Source organism: Streptomyces boluensis (assembly GCF_009908195.1).
In the GTDB taxonomy this organism is placed as follows: Bacteria; Actinomycetota; Actinomycetes; order Streptomycetales; family Streptomycetaceae; genus Streptomyces; species Streptomyces boluensis.
In genome coordinates this window covers 1-16,490 of the sequence record NZ_JAAAHS010000006.1, presented here as the reverse complement: position 1 = coordinate 16,490, position 16,490 = coordinate 1, and the positions used below count along the sequence as shown (strand labels likewise).

At 72.3% G+C, this 16,490-nt stretch carries 12 protein-coding genes and 1 pseudogene; 4 read left to right on the top strand and 9 right to left on the bottom strand.

The window, feature by feature from the left end; translation table 11 throughout:
• Nucleotides 1–14: 14 nt before the first annotated feature.
• Both GUY60_RS01765 and GUY60_RS01760 read right to left on the bottom strand, forming a co-directional pair.
• Nucleotides 15–161, bottom strand: a complete 147-nt coding sequence (locus GUY60_RS01765; RefSeq protein ID WP_161693040.1) for a hypothetical protein — start codon at nt 159–161, stop codon at nt 15–17.
• A 7-nt stretch (nt 162–168) separates the two neighbouring features.
• Nucleotides 169–1,521: a flavin monoamine oxidase family protein gene (locus GUY60_RS01760; protein ID WP_161693039.1), complete on the bottom strand. Its 1,353-nt coding sequence runs from the start codon at nt 1,519–1,521 to the stop codon at nt 169–171.
• A 425-nt stretch (nt 1,522–1,946) separates the two neighbouring features.
• On the opposite strand from GUY60_RS01760, the gene dhaK reads away from it, so the two are divergent.
• From dhaK to GUY60_RS01745, 3 genes are all read left to right on the top strand, one after another.
• Nucleotides 1,947–2,939 (top strand): dihydroxyacetone kinase subunit DhaK, encoded by a 993-nt coding sequence (gene dhaK / locus GUY60_RS01755; RefSeq protein ID WP_161693038.1) that lies wholly within the window; start codon nt 1,947–1,949, stop codon nt 2,937–2,939.
• 117 nt (nt 2,940–3,056) lie between these two features.
• Nucleotides 3,057–3,662, top strand: a complete 606-nt coding sequence (gene dhaL, locus GUY60_RS01750) for a dihydroxyacetone kinase subunit DhaL (RefSeq protein WP_161693069.1) — start codon at nt 3,057–3,059, stop codon at nt 3,660–3,662.
• Nucleotides 3,659–4,072, top strand: a complete 414-nt coding sequence (locus GUY60_RS01745) for a PTS-dependent dihydroxyacetone kinase phosphotransferase subunit DhaM (protein WP_161693037.1) — start codon at nt 3,659–3,661, stop codon at nt 4,070–4,072. The genes dhaL and GUY60_RS01745 overlap by 4 nt, the downstream gene beginning before the upstream one ends.
• 95 nt (nt 4,073–4,167) lie before the next feature.
• Here the strand turns inward: GUY60_RS01745 and GUY60_RS01740 are convergent, their stop codons facing one another.
• A complete protein-coding gene (locus tag GUY60_RS01740; RefSeq protein WP_161693070.1) occupies nt 4,168–5,250 on the bottom strand; it encodes an ABC-2 transporter permease in 1,083 nt (360 codons plus the stop codon).
• A 192-nt stretch (nt 5,251–5,442) separates the two neighbouring features.
• Here GUY60_RS01740 and GUY60_RS01735 point away from each other — a divergent pair, with 192 nt between their 5' ends.
• On the top strand, nt 5,443–5,928 hold the full coding sequence (locus GUY60_RS01735) for a MarR family winged helix-turn-helix transcriptional regulator (protein WP_161693036.1): 486 nt from the start codon (nt 5,443–5,445) through the stop codon (nt 5,926–5,928).
• A gap of 67 nt (nt 5,929–5,995) precedes the next feature.
• Here the strand turns inward: GUY60_RS01735 and GUY60_RS01730 are convergent, their stop codons facing one another.
• The 6 genes and pseudogenes from GUY60_RS01730 to GUY60_RS01710 all read right to left on the bottom strand — a co-directional run bounded on the left by GUY60_RS01730 (nt 5,996) and on the right by GUY60_RS01710 (nt 16,420).
• The gene (locus GUY60_RS01730; protein ID WP_161693035.1) at nt 5,996–6,811 is read right to left on the bottom strand and encodes a VOC family protein; all 816 of its coding nucleotides are present in this window, start codon (nt 6,809–6,811) and stop codon (nt 5,996–5,998) included.
• Between the two features lie 155 nt (nt 6,812–6,966).
• Complete coding sequence (locus GUY60_RS01725) at nt 6,967–7,701, bottom strand: GNAT family N-acetyltransferase (protein ID WP_161693034.1); 735 nt, start codon at nt 7,699–7,701, stop codon at nt 6,967–6,969.
• Between the two features lie 66 nt (nt 7,702–7,767).
• Nucleotides 7,768–10,737 carry an SARP-family global regulator AfsR gene (gene afsR / locus GUY60_RS38705; RefSeq protein WP_512700825.1) on the bottom strand — a complete coding sequence of 990 codons (2,970 nt, stop codon included), beginning with the start codon at nt 10,735–10,737 and terminating at the stop codon, nt 7,768–7,770.
• A 51-nt stretch (nt 10,738–10,788) separates the two neighbouring features.
• Nucleotides 10,789–13,167, bottom strand: a pseudogene (locus tag GUY60_RS39435) (SAV_2336 N-terminal domain-related protein); the annotation flags it as partial.
• 29 nt (nt 13,168–13,196) lie between these two features.
• Entirely contained in the window at nt 13,197–14,246 is a 1,050-nt protein-coding gene (locus GUY60_RS01715) for an AAA family ATPase (protein WP_161693033.1), read from the bottom strand.
• Complete coding sequence (locus tag GUY60_RS01710) at nt 14,243–16,420, bottom strand: VMAP-C domain-containing protein (RefSeq protein ID WP_312866146.1); 2,178 nt, start codon at nt 16,418–16,420, stop codon at nt 14,243–14,245. The genes GUY60_RS01715 and GUY60_RS01710 overlap by 4 nt, the downstream gene beginning before the upstream one ends.
• Nucleotides 16,421–16,490 lie beyond the last annotated feature (70 nt).

Genomic DNA, 16,490 nt, shown 5'->3' with positions numbered 1-16,490 from the left:
ACGGGAACGTCGGGCTAACCATCGGGCGAGCGTTCCAGGGCGATGCCGCGCAGGAGGACGCTCAGCAGCACGGCCGCGCAGGTCACGTTGACGGCGAACGCCGCGTCGCCGTGAGCGAGTTGGCCCCGCGATCGCGTCGGCGAGGACCGCGTACGCGGCACCCTTGAATCACTTCAGGCTCGCGAGAACCGCCTTCGCCGCGTTCTCACCCGACGTCGCCGCATCAGCGAGCGAAGGCATGTCGAGCTGGTAGTCGCCTGCCAGATGGATCGGCCCAAGAGGGTTCCGCAAGGTCGGCAACGACGCACGCCCTCCCGGCGCCCAGAACGGCACCACACGGTGGTGCCGTCGCACGATCCCCTCCCCCAGTTTGCCTTCGAGCTGCGGGTAGACCGAGAGCAGATCCTTGGTGAACCGAGCGGCGATCTCTTCGTCGGAGAGCTCAAACAATTGGTCGGCCGTGGCACCGCCGGCGAAACAGGCCAGTGCACCACCCGGCTTCCGCACATCGTCCTTACGAACGGCCGCAGCGTGGTTGAAAATCGCCTGGAAAGAGAGCTGCGGAGTGGAAACGCCGAAGAATTTGTCCCACGGCTGGGGCCCTTCCTCGTCGGTGAAGAAACCGACAACCACATACCGGCCGTATCGAATGTCGTCGAATGCATCGCGGTACGTCTGCGGGAGTTCCGGAACGATCCGCAACGCGATATCGCTGGGAACCGCGACGATGGCGCGCTTCGCGCGCACCCGAAGCGCGCGGTCCGCACGCACATAGTTCACAACGACCCCGTCTCCACTCTGTTCGACAGACAGGACGGTCGACTCGAGCCGGAGGCGTTCGCCCAGATCGGCGGCAAGAATGTCGGTCAACGTCTGATTACCGCCGACCGGCAGGGTGAAATTCGGCACCTTGGCAGGGTCCGTCAGGGCGAGTCCGATCGACGTCACAAGCTGGGTCGCGGCCGTCTCTCCGGGCTCGCACCCCATCCACTGCCCCGACCACGAACGGACCATGGCCTCGGCGACTTCGGAGCGGACTCCGCGCAGGAGGTACGAGGCGAGGCGCCGGTCGAGTTTGGCACGCACCTTCTTCGCTATACGGCTGTCCGACTCCAGGAACGGGGCCGCCGAGAGAATGCGGGCACCGACCATCGCCATGCCGAACCGGTCCATGAAACTCATCGGCGTACGGAACATGAGCGCGATCGGGTCGGACATGTCGACCAGTCGCCCATTGAGGACCAGCGCCATGCTCTTTCCGGCAAGCGATCCCATCTCGATGTCGTGGTAATTGAGAGCGTCGATCAACGGCCCGGTCCCCTCGGTGAACTGGGTGCCGACGTTGATCCAGTAATCGCCCTTCCGAACCGTCTCGACGCGCCCCCCGGGCCGATCCGCCGATTCAAGTACGACGACGTCGGACTCACGGGCAAGGGTGGTGGCCGCCATCAGCCCCGCCATACCTGCGCCGATGACTACCACGTCGCAGGCCTCCTCACGTATGTGCTGTGCTGCGGCCATTCCACCCAACTCTCTGTATCGATCGACCTGACGCCCCGCGCAGAGATCGGCCACCGCTCTACCGCCGCTCGCCGGCTCGCCGTGCGCACACGCCGCCAGACCAGACTCTAAAACTCGATTCGACTTCGAATTTATACCATCGAGCGAGCCGCCGCCACGTTCGACGCGATGAACCTCCAGAGGACTCGCCCACAGCCGTGACCCGCGCCCGAACTCGATCGATACTGAGGGCTCACGAGCCGACCCCAGAGTCACCTGACATCCCGTCACCAAACTCGGCATTAACCCAGCATCAGCCCCGCCGAAGCCCGCCCCGGGCCGCCAGGAACCGCCAGGAACCGCCAAGATCCACAACCCGTCACCCGCATCCTGACCAGCAAAAGCGCACGTCAAAAGCTGCTTGCCAACATCAGTCGGAGGTACCCGTGAGAATGCTGATCAACGTCCCCGAGACCGTAGTAGCCGACGCCCTGCGAGGGATGGCCGCGGCGCACCCCGAGTTGATGGTCGATGTCGAGAACCGGGTGATCGTGCGGCGGGACGCGCCCGTGGCTGACAAGGTGGCGTTGGTTTCCGGGGGTGGGTCCGGGCATGAGCCGTTGCACGGGGGGTTCGTGGGGCCGGGGATGCTGTCCGCGGCGTGCCCCGGTGAAGTGTTCACCTCGCCCGTGCCGGACCAGATGGTGCGGGCCGCGGCGGCCGTGGACAGCGGCAAGGGCGTGCTGTTCGTCGTGAAGAACTACACCGGTGACGTGCTCAACTTCGACATGGCCGCCGAGCTCGCCGAGGACGAGGGCATCCAGGTCGCCAAGGTGCTCGTCGACGACGACGTGGCCGTGACGGACAGCCTGTTCACGGCGGGGCGGCGCGGTACCGGCGCCACCTTGTTCGTGGAGAAGCTGGCGGGCGCGGCCGCCGACGAGGGCGCGCCGTTGGAGCGGGTGGAGGCGATCGCGCGGCGGGTCAACGAGAACTCGCGGAGCTTCGGCGTGGCCCTGAGCGCGGTCACCACACCGGCGAAGGGCAGCCCCACCTTCGAACTGCCGCCCGGCGAGCTGGAGTTGGGCATCGGCATCCACGGCGAGCCGGGCCGTGAGCGGCGCCCCATGATGACCTCCGGGGAGATCGCGGACTTCGCGGTGGACGCCGTCGTCGAGGACCTGCGGCCGCGCAACCCGGTGCTGCTGCTCGTCAACGGCATGGGCGCGACCCCGCTGCTCGAACTGTACGGATTCCACGCCGAGGTGCAGCGCGCGCTGACGGAGCGGAACGTGGCCGTGGCCCGGGTCCTGGTCGGCAACTATGTGACCTCGCTCGACATGGCGGGCGCCTCCGTGACGCTGTGCCAGATCGACGAGGAGCTGCTGCGCCTTTGGGACGCCCCGGTGCGTACGCCCGCCCTGCGCTGGGGCGTATGAGCAGCACGGCTCCGCGCGGCGCCCGCGGCGGGCGCGGCGGACGAAAGGCACCGGAGATACCGGACGCACCGGATACACAGACGCACCGAACATCACCTTGGAGGACCTGTGCTCGACGTGCTCGACGGCGACTTCTTCCGCCGCTGGCTCACCACGGCCGCCGCGACCGTGGACCGGGAGGCGGACCGGCTGACCGAGCTGGACTCGGCCATCGGTGACGCGGACCACGGCGCCAACCTGCGGCGCGGTTTCGCGGCCGTCACGGAGGCCCTCGCCCCGCGCGACGCCGACCACCCCGGTGCCGTACTCGTCCTGGCGGGGCGGCAGTTGATCTCGAAGGTGGGGGGTGCGTCCGGGCCGTTGTACGGAACGTTGCTGCGTACCACCGGCAAGGCGCTCGGCGACGGGGCCGAGGTGTCCCGCGAGGAGCTGGCCCAGGCGCTACGGGCCGGGGTGGACGCCGTGACGAAGCTCGGCGGCGCCACGCCCGGAGACAAGACGATGGTGGACGCGCTCGTCCCGGCTGTCGACGCGCTGTCGACGTCGTTCGACGCGGCGCGTGACGCCGCCGAGCAGGGCGCGGAGGCGACGATTCCGTTGCAGGCGCGCAAGGGCCGGGCCAGCTACCTGGGCGAGCGCAGCATCGGCCACCAGGATCCGGGCGCCACCTCATCGGCCCTGCTGTTCGCCGCACTGGCCGAGACCGCGGAGGCCACGCGATGAGCGACGACACCCAGCGGGTCGGCATCGTCCTGGTCTCGCACAGCGCGGCGGTGGCCACGGCGGTCGCGGACCTCGCGACCGGCCTCGCCGGTGGCGGCGGCACGGCTCCGATCGCCGCTGCGGGCGGTACGGAGGACGGCGGTCTCGGTACGAGTGCGGAGCTGATCTCCGGCGCGGCGCACTCGGTGGACCGGGGCGCAGGCGTCGCCGTACTGGTCGACCTGGGCAGTGCGGTGCTCACCGTGAAGGCGCTGCTCGCCGAGGGCGACGAACTGCCCGACGGGGCACGCCTGGTGGACGCCCCGTTCGTCGAGGGCGCGGTCGCGGCGGTGGTGACAGCCTCGGCGGGCGGCGACCTCGACGCGGTGGCCGCGGCTGCCGGTGAGGCGTACGGCTACCGCAAGGAGTGAGGCGTACCCCTGCTTGAAGACGACAGCGCGCGTGGGCCCGGCCGCGGGAACGGCCGGGCCCACGCACGTCAGCAGGGGCCGCGCAGGGACGAGGGTCAGACGCCCACGGCCTCCTCCATCTCCTCCTCCGACTCCCCCTCCGCCGGGGCGGCGGTTGCGGGAGCGGCCGTTACGGGACCTGCGGTTACGGCAATCGCGTTCCGCCTGCGTTCGGTGAGCCCCGCGACGGCCATCAGGACCAGGCCGGCGGCGAGCCAAGCCGCCAGGATCCAGACGTTGCGGGCCAGGTCGTGGCCGCCGAAGTACACGAGGTCGCGGACGCCCTCGACGAATCCGGAGCCGTTCCAGAAGGCGTGCAGCGCGCCGAAGAAGCCGTTCTGCAGCTCGGGCCGGAAGATCCCGCCGGAACTGGTGAAGTTGAGCATCACGAACAGCACCATCAGGCCGAGCGTGGTCCACCGCTTCAGGAAGGTGTGCAGCCCGACGCCGATGAACAGGATGCCCGCCGAATACAGCCACGACATCGCCCAGACACCCCACATGTGCTGGTCGACCAGATGGAACACCGGGCCCGCGAAGGCCGCGCCGATCAGGCTGACCACGAAGGACGTACCGGCGACGAGCAGTGCGCGTACCCGCATGGGCAGCACGGAACCGGCGGCTCCGAGCACCGCGACGGAGGCGTACGAGCCGATGCTCAGCGCGACAAGCAGGAAGAAGATGCCCTGGCCCGTGGGGTCGCCGGAGGCGGGGCGGGTCACGTCGGTGACCTTCAGCGGTGTGCCCTGCGCGTCGGCGACCTTGGTGAACACCTTCTCCACGGCGGAGGCGCTGGTGTCGGAGCCCGCGGTGGCCACGAGCAGTTCGGGGCTCCGGCCGTCCATGACGTAAGCGCCGCTCACCGCACGGGACTTGAGGTCGTCGACGGCCGCGGCGCGGTTCGCCACGGTGCGTACGTCGAGGCCGTCGCCCGCCTTGTCGTGCAGGGTCTGCGCGAGCACCTTGGCCTCGGGACCGGCGCCGACGACGGCGACCGGCATGTGGTGCGGCTCGGGGGTGGCGAAGGCGCCGAGGTAGGCGAGGCCCATGCCGAGACACATCAGGAGCGGCGTGAGCAGGTGCACCAGGACGTGGCGCAGCGCACCCGGCGGCGTCGGGCCCCAGAGCCTGTCCCCCATGGAGGCGCGCTCCGGGGTGCGCGCACCCGCCGCCGCGTCCTGACGATGTGTTCCGCTCATGGCCCGCTTCCTATAGTTGTGTTTTACAACTCTTGAACTACGTTGTACTGTACAACTAATAATGCGCGAGGACAAACGCGGCCTTTCATGGGCCACGGAGATGCCTCAACGGACCGGACGAGGACCAGGACGATGGCGTACAGCAGGGCCGAGGCACTGACGGTGATCCAGCGGGAGATGACGGCGTTCGCCCGCCGGGCCAGGGCGAGCGCGGCGCGTACCCACCCGGAGCTCTCGCTCGTCTCCTTCACGCTCCTGGCGCACCTGGAGGACCAGCAGGGCTGCCGTGCCACCGACCTGGCGGCGCACTACCTGCTCGACAAGTCGACGGTCAGCCGCCAGATCGCGGGCCTCGAACGGCTCGGTTACGTCGAGCGCCGCACCGACCCGGACGACCACCGCATCCAGGTCCTGCACCTGACCCCGGAGGGCGCCGAGATGCTCGCCCAGGCGGCCGCGAGCAGGCGGAAGGCGTTCGCCGCGCGAGTCGAGGACTGGGACGGGGAGGACCTGGAGCGGTTCGCGGCGTATCTGCTGCGCTACAACGACACGGTGGCGCGGGAGGACGAGACGGCGGACGCGGGGGACTCGGCGGATACGGCGGACGCGGCGGGCTGAGGCCCGAGGAACCGGTCAGGGGGCCGGACCGGGACGGTCCAGCCCCCTGACCGGGACGGTTGTGCGCTCAGGCCGGGGCCGGTGCCGGGGTGAGTACGACGAAGTCCGCGCCGGACGGGTCGACGCAGACCGCGAGCCGGCCGACGCCCTCCGCGTCCTCGGGGCCCATCTGCAGGCTGCCGCCGTTCTGGGTGACCTTGGCGACCGCGGCGTCGCAGTCGGTGACGTTGAAGACCGGGTGCCAGTACGGCCGGCCGTTCGCGAGGGCGAGGTGCTCCGGGGGCAGCTGCATGACGCCGCCCTGCATACGGTCCTCGGGGAGGCCGGTCGGGGTGATCAGCGTGTACGTACCTCCGCCGCCGGGCAGTTCCATGTCGCTGAACTGCCAGCCGAGGAGCGGGCCGTAGAACTCCTTCGCGGCCGCTGCGTCGGTCGTGTAGAGCTCCGTCCAGGACAGCGAGCCCGGCTCGTCGACCTTCTCGACGCCCGAGTCCTTGCCCGGCTGCCAGATGGCGAACTGGCCGCCCAGCGGGTCGCTGAACTGCGCCATGCGACCCCAGTCGCCGAGGTCCATCGGCGCGACCCGGACGGTGCCGCCGGCCTGGGTGACAGCCTTGGCCGCGGCGTCCGCGTCGGGGACGTTGAAGTAGATCATCCAGGCGGGGCGCGCGCCCTCCTCGGTGAGCTTGCCGAGCCCGGCGACCAGCTTTCCGTCGCTGCGGAACATGCCGCCTTCCATCTCCTGCCCATCCGGCCCTTCGCCGGTCATGGCCTCGAACTCCCAGCCGAGCACGGTGCCGTAGAAGGCAGCGGCGGCGGGGACGTCGGGGGCTCCGAGGTCGAGGAAACAGGGGGCGCCGGGGGCGAAGTCGGTGGTGATCACAGCGATGGATCCTTCCGTGCAGAGTGTCCGTGCCGAGTGGGTGGCTTTCAGCGTGACACCCGGCACTGACACTCGCCCGTCGACCGCGCCGGACCACCACCGACCGCCGCCGACGGCCACCGACCGCCTCCGCCCCGACCGGACGCCGTGCCGCCCTACGCGTCCGTCGGCACCCGCAGGCCGAAGAACGACACGTGGCGGCGGAGCCGGAAACCGAGGGCTTCGTAGAGCCGGATGGCGCCCGTGTTGTCGGCGCCGGTGTGCAGGAACGGGACCTCGCCACGCTCCCGGATGCCCGCCGCCACAGCGAGTACGAGTCGGCCGCCGAGCCCCTGGCCCCGGTACGCGGCGTCGGTGCAGACGCCGCTGATCTCGGCGTACCCGGTGGGCCGCAGCCGCTCCCCCGCCATCGCGACGAGCGCGCCGCCGCGCCGGATGCCCACGTACCCGCCGAGCTCGACGGTGCGCTTCATGAACGGTCCGGGGCGGGTGCGGCCGACGAGGTCCAGCATCTCCGGGACGTCGTCGGGGCCGAGCGGTACGGCCTCCTCGTCGGGGCGGGCCCGCACCCCGTCGTCGACGAGCTGGACACCGGGCACGCGGAACGTCTCGGCCCAGCCTTCGGGCCCCGTCACCTCGGTCGTCGCGGCGAGCGCGAACTCACCGCCCGGCCCGACGAGCGCGGCGAGATCCGCCCAGTCCCGCTGCTCCGGCTCCGCGGGCAACGCCAGCCACGGCGCCACGTCCGCGGGAAACCGCGCCACCCGCCCCTGCCACTCGGCGAACCCCGCCTGCGGCCCGGTGAGCGCGGCCATGGCGGGCTGATCGAGGGGATGCGCGGCGGCGGGTGCCGGGGCGTGCGGGGAGGAGGTGAGGTGTGCTGCGGTCATGGTGCGTCCAAGGCCGAGCGGGGCTTGAGTATTCCCCGGCGGCGGGACGCGGGCGGCCGCGCGGCGTCACCCCGTCGGGACTTCGAGGAGCCCGCGCACCGCATCGGCCTCGGCGGACCCGGTGGACCCGGAGGACCCGCGCTGCTCGAAGAGGTCGAGTGCCTCCTGCCAGCACACCCGGGCGCGGTCGGTCTGGCCCAGGGCGGAGAGGGCCCGGCCAAGGACCGTGAGGACCTGGCCGCGCCGCCACGGGCCTATCAGGTCGTCCACCAGACCGAGTGCCTGTTCCGCGTAGGCGGCGGCCTCGGCGGGGTGGTCGTCCGCCAGCTCGACCTGCGCCAGGCGCAGGCAGGTGTGCCCTTCCCAGAACTGCTGTCCGGCGTCCTTGAAGACGGACCGCGCCTCGTTCAGGACGCGACTGGCCTCCTCGTACCGCCCGGCTTCCGTGTGTATGAGTCCCAGCGAGTAGCGGGCGTCGGCGGCACGCATCGAGAGCCCGGCGCCGTCGAAGAGTCCGACGGACGCCTCGGCCAGTTCCAGCGCGCCCTCGATGTCCCCAAGACCGAGCAGGGCGCGCGACTGGACGGACAGCACGCTCCCCTGTCCCGGAACATCGCCGAAGGACCGGAATCCGTTGAGCGCCACCTCGAAGTGCGCCATCGCTTGCTCCTGCCGCTCCTGGTTCACCGCCACCGTGCCGCGCAGGAAGGCCAGTTCGCACACGACCTGCCCGTCGTCGGCCTCCCGGGCTGCCGCCAGCACCTGGCCCGTCCGCTCCTCGACGGCGTCGAACCGGCCGGAGAGGAGCCCCGTCTCGCACAGCACCAGTGCGGCGCGGGCGGTCGCGCGTGCGTCGCCCTGTGCCTCGGCGGCGTCGAGCAGAAGCTGCGCGGTCTCTTCGTACGTGGCGAAGAACGCGCCGGACTCGCCCAGGTCGCGGGCGATCCACAGCAGGTCGACCGCGCGGCGCAGGAAGGCCGGGCGGTGCGACTGGCGCATGCAGGCGAACAGGCACGCCGCCTCGGCGTGGAGCCACCGCCGCGCATCGCGCACGTCGTCGAAGCGCAGACCCCGGCGTTCCGTCGGTTCCAGGTGATCGACCAGTCGCGCGCCCGGTCGTTCCAGCGCGTACACGCCCACGGCGGTCGCCAGGTAGAAGTCCAGGAGCCGCGACAGCGCCGACTCCCGCTCGCTGGGCGGCTGTTCGTCTCGTTCGGCCGCGGCGCGGGCGTAGAGCCGTACGAGAGTGGCGAAGCGGTAGCGGCCGGGTGCGGCGGATTCCAGAAGGGAGGTGTCCACGAGGGCTTCGAGGAGGTCTTCGGTGTCCTCCACCGGCAGGTCGAGCATCGCGGCGGCCGCGGCGAGCGACATGTCGGGCCCGTCGGCGAGCCCGAGCAGCCGGAACGCGCGGGCCTGCGCGGGCTCCAACTGGCCGTACCCCAGCTCGAAGGTGGCCTTGACGGCCAGGTCACCGGCCTGCAGCTCGTCCAGGCGACGGCGCTCGTCGGCAAGCTTCGCGGCGAGCACCGAGACCGTCCACGTACGCCGGGAGGCGAGCCGGGACGCCGCGATGCGGATGGCGAGAGGCAGGAACCCGCAGGCCGCGACCACGTCGAGGGCGGCCTCACGCTCGGACGCGACGCGCTCCTCGCCGACGATCCGGATGAACAGCTGAAGCGCTTCCTCCGGCGACATCACGTCCAGGTCGACGAGGTGCGCACCGGCCAGGTCCACCATCCGCATCCGGGACGTGATCAGCGCCGCGCACCCATCCGTACCCGGAAGCAGGGGCCTGACCTGGGCGGCGTCGCGGGCGTTGTCCAACAGGACGAGGACGCGGCGGCCGTGGAGGAGTTGGCGGTACAGGGCCGCCCGCTCGTCCAGCAAGGGCGGAACAGTGGACGGGGGTGCGCCGAGTGCCCTGAGGAACGAGCCGAGTACGGCCTCCGGTTCGGCGGGGCGCGCGCCCGCGCCCTGAAGGTCGACGTAGAGCTGGCCGTCCGGGAAGTGGACGCCGGTGGCGTGCGCGACATGCACGGCGAGGGTGGTCTTGCCGACACCGCCCATGCCCGCGAGCGCGGAGACCGCCATGACGCGGCCCTCGGCGGAGGACAGGAACTCGCTCAGTTCCGTCACGAAGGAGGCGCGCCCGGTGAAGTCCGGGACCCTTGCGGGAAGTTGCTGAGGGCGAAGCGGTTCCTCGGGCCGCGGGGACTCCTGGGGCAAGGCCGCGTCAAGGGATGCGTCGGCACGGAGAATCTGCTGCTGGAGCTCGGAGAGGCCGGGGCTCGGGTCGACGCCCAGCTCGTCGGAGAGCAGCCTGCGGATGTCCGCGTACACGGCGAGGGCCTCGGCCTGGCGGCCCGAGCGGTACAGCGCGAGCATCAACTGCTCGCGCAGCCGCTCGCGCAGCGGGTGCGCGGCGGTGAGCGCGGTGAGCCTCGATGCCGCTTCGGCGTGTTCGCCCGACTCCAGGTCCATGTCGACATGTGTCTCGGTGAGCTCCAGGTGCCAGTCCGTCAGGCGGGACCACTGCACCTCGGCGTACGGCCCTGGAAGCCCCGTCAACGGCTCGCCGTCCCAGAGGCTCAGCGCCCGTCCGAGCAGTCTGCGGGCCGTCGGCAGGTCGCCGGCTTCCCGTGCCCGCTCCGACGCCGCCGCCAGGTCCTCCACGACGTGCAGGTCGAGCCCCCCTCGCCCGGTCCGCACGGCGTACCCTCCGGCTTCGGAGATCAGTACGTCGGGCCCCAGAGCCTTGCGCAGCCGGGAGGCGTACGTGCGGATCGCCGCGAGGGCCTGCTGAGGCGGTTCGTCACCCCAGATCGCGTCGATCAGCTCGGGGGCCGTGGCGGTCCGGCCGTCGCGCAGGAGCAACGCGGCCAGCAGGGCGCGCTGTTGGGGAGAACCGGTGGCCAAGGGCTCGGTTTCGCGCAGGGCGCGGACGGGGCCGAGCACACAGAAGTACGTGCCTTCGGTGGGGGGCCAGGGTGGTCCGATCTGGTCGGGTTGATCGGGTTGCCGTGTCTGCGCCGGGATGTGACGGCTGGTCAGCAGCGTGTCGGCGGGGGCTGCCTGAAGGATGCGCTGGTGCAGCTCGACCAGTTCGGCGCCCGGGTCGAGGCCGAGTTCGTGGGTGAGCAGGCGCCGCGTGTCCGCGTACACGGCCAGCGCCTCGGCCGGGCGGCCGAGGCGGTAGAGCGCCACCATGAGCCAGGCGCGGATCCGCTCACGGAAGGGATGCTCCCGGGCCAGGGCGGACAGCTCCGGTTCGAGGGCCTCATGTGCGCCGAGTTCCAGGTCGAGTTCGATCCGGGCTTCGAGCAGGGTGAGGCGCCAGTCGTTCAGCCGGGCGCGCTGCGCTTCGGCGTACGGACCCGGCAGTCCGTCGAGTGGTTCGCCGGGCAGCTGTTCCAGTGCCTCGGCCAGGAGTCGGCGCGCGGCTAAGCGGTCCCCGTCGGCCTGCGTGGCCTTGGCCCGCGTGTGCAGCTTCTCGGCGGCGTGCAGGTCCAACGGGAAGGCCGCGTCCGGGAGTTGGGTGTGCAGTCGGTAGCTGCGGGCCGGGCTGTCGATGTCGATGTCGTATCCGGTCGAGCGCAGCAGATCGCGCAGTCGGGACACGTGGTGGCGCAAGGTGTGGTGTGCGGATTCCGGGGCGGAGTCGCCCCACACCCCGTCGAGCAGCTCCTCCCGCGTCACGCTGTGGCCGGCCCGCAGCAGCAACGCCGCGAACACCGCGCGCTGCTGGGGCTTGCCCAGGTCGAACGGGGTGTCGCCGCGCCAGGCCAGTTCCGGTCCGAACACGCTGAACCGCACCGGTCCCGGCGTTGCCTCGGGCGCGGTGGCGGCGGGCGATTCGCCGCGCCCCGCCATGGCGAAGGGGCCGCCGCCGCCCGTGACACCCGCCCCGCCGTAAAGGCGGTCGAGGACAGGGCTGACGAGTTCCGCGAACGGTGTGGTCCCGGCCGGGAGGCGCGCGGTGCCCGCGGGGTCGGCCAGGAGCGCGGCGAAGTCCGGCATGCGGCCCAGGTGGGGTTCGAGGGCGCGGCCGACCGCCGCGACGGTCTGGATGCTCTGCTCGGTGCTGAGGCCGCCCGCGAGGAGGTCGCGGAGGCCGGGCTTGAAGTCGTAGTGGAGGTCTCCGCCGCCGAGGGACGCGGGGAGTCCCAGCTCCGTCGCACGGCCGTCGGCGAGGGGTTCGAGGAGTTCGCCGAGCAGGACTTCGGCGACGGCGCTCGACGTGGACCCGGGCAGGGTGGCGAGCCGCACCAGCTGGATCACCGGGGTGTTCAGCGGGCGGATCGCGGAGAGCCGTACGGCGAGGCGGTACGCCTCCGGGGAGAAGGAGGCCCGGAAGCGGTCGAGGAGTTGCTCCGCCGACCGCGCCCCGTCCGGCACCGGCGCGACGGTCGCGGGCGCGCCCGCCGCCGGGCCCACGCCCGCCGCCGGGCCCGCGCCCACCAGCACCGTGTCCATCAGGTGCGGTACGCCGGGCCTCGTGAGGAGCCGGGACCAGGTGCCGAGTGCGGTGCGGGAGAGCCCGACGACCGGAACCGGGACCGTGTCCGGGAGGTGTTCGGCCCGGCCGAGGTCTAGGGGGTCGAGGATGCCGAGTTCCGCGTCGGTCGCGAACGGCCGCTGTGCGACCAGGAGTTGGGGCTGCGCGTCGAAGGCCGTGCCGCGCCAGAGTCGGCGCGGCAGCGGGGAGAGCACCACCAGCGGGCCGTTGCGCTGCATCGCCCGCAGCCGCCGGTGGCCCACCGCTCCGCGCCAGGCCTCGTCGACCCCGTCGGTCAGCAGGAACGTGACGGGGGACTCCGTACGCGGCACGGCCGCCGCACGCCACCCGGCACGCGGGTCGATCCGCCGCAGGTGCACCGCGCGGAACACGCCGCCCCGTTCGAGGAGTCGGCGCACGTCCCGTACGAGCGGCTGCCACACGCGCATCGACGCGGAGCCGTCGACGAGGAGTACGGCCGTGTGCCGGAGTTCCTGTGCCGGGCGGTCGACCACGTCGTGCACACCTGATTCGGCCGTGAGCCGCACGGTCGCCTCGATGTCGACCACCGTACGGAACCGGTGCGGGCGGAAGTTCCGCAGTGGGCGCAGGGACCGTGCCAGACCGTGCAGTCCGGGCAGCGCGCGTGGCCCCGGTGCGCGGACGGCGCGGGCCTGCGGCCCGGACGCGGTACGGGGAGCGGGAGCGGCGGCGCCGAACAGGCGGTGGCGCAGGACGCTGTCGCCGGCCGGCTCGGGAGCGGCGGGTGAACGCGGCTCCGGCTCGGCGGTGTCCGGCGGGTCGGCCGGGGGCGTGGGCCCGTCGAGGGGCGGGGCCTGAGTGGCCGGCTGCTCCTCCTGAGGTGTCGGGGGTACGTCGGGCGGGGCGGCCACGGGCGGTTCGGCGGCGGCCATCGCCTGGGCCAGCCACAGCACGTCGAGGAGTTCAGGGCCGCCGAGGTCGTACCCCATGCCGTTCAACGCGTCCCGCAGCCGCTCGATCATGCGGGGAACGCTTCGTCCAACCGGTGCATGACCGCGCCCAGGAGTTCGTCGCGGCTCAAGTCGGCGCCGGTGACCCGCAGATGGACCGCCGCGAGCAACTGGTCGGTCGCCTGGCTCTGCACTGCCTGGCGGCTCAGGAACGTCTCGATCAGGTCGTCGGCCTGAGCGAGCGCCTCCTCGCCGAGGTTGTGCCGGACGATGTCGCGCAGCTTCTCCTCGTCGGGGTCGCGCAGGTCGAGCCGTACGCAGCGGCGCAGGAACGCGGGCGGGAACTCCCGTTCGCCGTTGCTCGTCATCACCACGATCGGGAAGTGCGTGCAGGACACCACACCGCGCTGGACGCGGATCCGGTCGCGGCTGCCGGTGACGAGTACATCGGTGGTCTGCTGGTGTTCGGGCAGCCGGGCGAGCTCGGGGATCTCGAACTCGCCCTCCTCAAGGACCACGAGGAGGTCGTTCGGCAGGTCGATGTCGGACTTGTCGAGCTCGTCGATGAGCAGGACGCGCGGCTGAGCGGTGGCGGCGAGCGCGGTGCCGAGTGGGCCGAGGCGGAGATAGTTCCCGATGTCGGAGGTGTTCCCGGTGCGCCGCTTGAGCCGGCGTGCGGAGCCCCGCAGCGGCTCCCGCTCCCGCTGCAGTGAGGCTTCACGGAGCCGCCCCACCGCGTCGTACCGGTAGAGGGCGTCCGCCAGTGTCGAGCGGCTGTTCACCGGCCAGCGCAGTACCTCGCCGAGCCCCAGGTCGTCGGCGACGGCGCGGGCGAGGGAGCTCTTGCCGGTGCCCGGACGGCCCGTCACGAGGAGCGGGCGGCGCAGTTGGAGGGCCGCGTTGACCACGGCGATCTCGTCGGCGTCCATGAGGTAGTGCTGCGGCCGGGTGCGCTGGGTGGAGGGGAAGCGGCGCCAGGGCGGCGGCTCGGGCAGTGCGGCCGGGCCGCGGAACGCCCACCAGTGCTCGGGGGCCGGCCCCGGACTATCGGCTTCTGCGGGATGTGAGTGCGGCACGGGCGGCGTCTCCTCGTCGCTACGGTGGCCGGATGGGGTCATGGCTGGGTGAGGTCCCAGGAGTCGGGCGCGAGCGGCGGCGGGCGGTGCTCGGGTCCGTCGTGCAGCAGCGCGAGGCCGCGGCCGTGGTGGGTGACGCAGTCCGGTTCGGCGCGGGCCTTGGCCCGCTCGGCCCGTACGGCCTCGGGAATGTGAGTGGGGTCCAGGTCGGCGACGAGCGCAAGGAGGTCCGCGGCCTGCCGCGCCTCGGGGTCCTCGCGGTCCTCGCGGTGCCAGAGGACGGTGTGCACCCCGGCCTGCAGGCACTGGCGAAGCAGCCAGCCCTGCCGTTTATGGTCCCCGCGCACGACGACGATCCCGCTGTCCCGGCTGACCTCCAGGCGGGCCATGGCGACGCCGGGGTCGGGGCAGCCCTCGTCGAGCAGCAGCCGTGGGGCGGTCGCGAGGGCCTTGCTGCGCCGCCGCCAGCCCGCGTGCGTCTCCCTGGTCCGCTCCGAACTGCGCAGCATCACATGCAGGCTGACGCCGGGGAAGTACTCGGCGTCGTCGGGCTCCGGCGGGAACCGCCAGGCGTCCACGTCGAGGCGCAGCCAGGCGGGCGCCACGAAGAACTCGAGCCGGGCGTTCTGCGGGTGCGCGTCCACCTCGGTGCGCATCACCTCCCGGATGTCCGCGACGACCTGCCCGCTGGGCACTTCGGAGTCCTGGGTGCGGACGATCTCGTGCCTGCCGTGCGCGTTCCACACCCAGATCTGGTACGTGAACAGCCGCCCGTGGCCGACCGGCAGCAACTCGACCTGGACGCGCGGTGGAGCGGCCTCCTCCGGCCGGTCCGCCGACGCACCGGCGAGTGCCGCGGCGGCGTCGGCCCGGAACTCGTTGACGATCTCCGGCGCCACCCCCAGGCGGCGGGCCGTGCTCCGTATCCAGGAGTCGAGGTCGTCCGCCGCCGCTCCGCCGGTGGCCCGCTCGCGTACCGCGACCTGGACGACGCCCTGCAGCAGCGGAGGCATCGACCGGCCTTGCGGCGGCTCGTAGCCCTCCAGGATGTCCGTGGCGTCCGCGAGATCGACGGGCGCGGGCAGGCCCTCGGCGTACGGCAGTACGGTGCGAAGGAGCCGGCCGGGGTCGGTGGCCGGGCAGTGGGCGAGGAGCGCGTTGAGGTTGCGCCGCCGCTGCACCGTGAGCCGTTCGCGCGGGCTGACGATGCGGGCGATACGCAGTAGCGCGTCCCAGCCGCCGCCCGCGGCGAGGTGGTCGGGCCGGTGCTCGGCGAGGTGGTCGTGCACGATGTCGAGGAGTTCGGGGACGCCGCGCCGTACGCCCATGGCCATCGCGGCCAGCCCTTCGACATCGGCGGCGGCTCCCGCCGATCTGCGGCCGAGCCGTGCGGCGAGTCGTTCCTCGCACTCTCTGATGCCCTGCCGGGTGGACACCAACTCCTCCAGTTTTTCGAGGAGTTGGATCCTGCCGTGTCCGGCCGTGGGCACGGCCACGGGCGGGAGTCCGGGCAGTTCGGCCTCGATGGACGTCAGCCCGATCGCGTAGAGGGTCGCGGACGCGCGCCGCTCGCGCGCCGTGCCGGCCGCGGGTTCCGTCGGGTCCGCCGGTGCCGAGGTGTGGCCCGCCGCGTCGTGCGCGGCGACGATCACGCCGACGACCGCCTGCCGCTCCCGGTCCCACAGCGGCCCGCCGCTGAATCCGTCCGCGACGCTGCCGCCCAGTACGTCAAGCGCGGTCCAGGGGTGGGCGGAGACCCGCGGAACCGCCCGCAGCGTGGTCAGTGCATGCCCGCTGGCCCACTGCGCCACGACCTCGTTGCCGTCCCGCTGGGGGTGGAACGGGGCCGGGTCGGCACCCGGCGGGGCGTCGGAGTCGAGTTCGAGGACGGCCAGATCGCCGTAGTAGGGCAGCGCGCCGGCCCGCGGTGGCGCGGCCTGTGCGGGGTCCGGCCGGGACCGGGGCGGCCGCCACAGGTCCGCCACCACGCGGGCGGTGATGCGTCGTTCGCGGTCGACGTGCGGCAGCCGCAGCTCGACAGTGCGCGCCCAGGCGGGCAGCGCCGGGTCGAAGCGGTCCCGGCCCAGCGCGCTGTTCACGACGTGCGCACAGGTCAGCACCCGGCGTGGGCCGATCAACACCCCGGCGCCCACGGGCCGTTCAGCGCCGAGGACCGACACGAAGGCGCGGTGCAGCGGAACGTCGGCCGACTCCACGCTCACTTCCGGCCGCCCGCCATCAGGAGCCGTTCACCGGGCCGGGGGCCTGGACGGGGGCCTGGGCAGG

Excerpts from the sequence above, each read along its gene's own strand:
- GUY60_RS01735 (WP_161693036.1), top strand. The coding sequence starts at position 5,443 with ATGGCGTACAGCAGGGCCGAGGCACTGACGGTGATCCAGCGGGAGATG.
- GUY60_RS01745 (WP_161693037.1), top strand. The coding sequence starts at position 3,659 with ATGAGCGACGACACCCAGCGGGTCGGCATCGTCCTGGTCTCGCACAGC.
- GUY60_RS01760 (WP_161693039.1), bottom strand. The coding sequence starts at position 1,521 with ATGGCCGCAGCACAGCACATACGTGAGGAGGCCTGCGACGTGGTAGTC.
- GUY60_RS01725 (WP_161693034.1), bottom strand. The coding sequence starts at position 7,701 with ATGACCGCAGCACACCTCACCTCCTCCCCGCACGCCCCGGCACCCGCC.
- GUY60_RS01715 (WP_161693033.1), bottom strand. The coding sequence starts at position 14,246 with ATGACCCCATCCGGCCACCGTAGCGACGAGGAGACGCCGCCCGTGCCG.
- GUY60_RS01740 (WP_161693070.1), bottom strand. The coding sequence starts at position 5,250 with ATGGGGGACAGGCTCTGGGGCCCGACGCCGCCGGGTGCGCTGCGCCAC.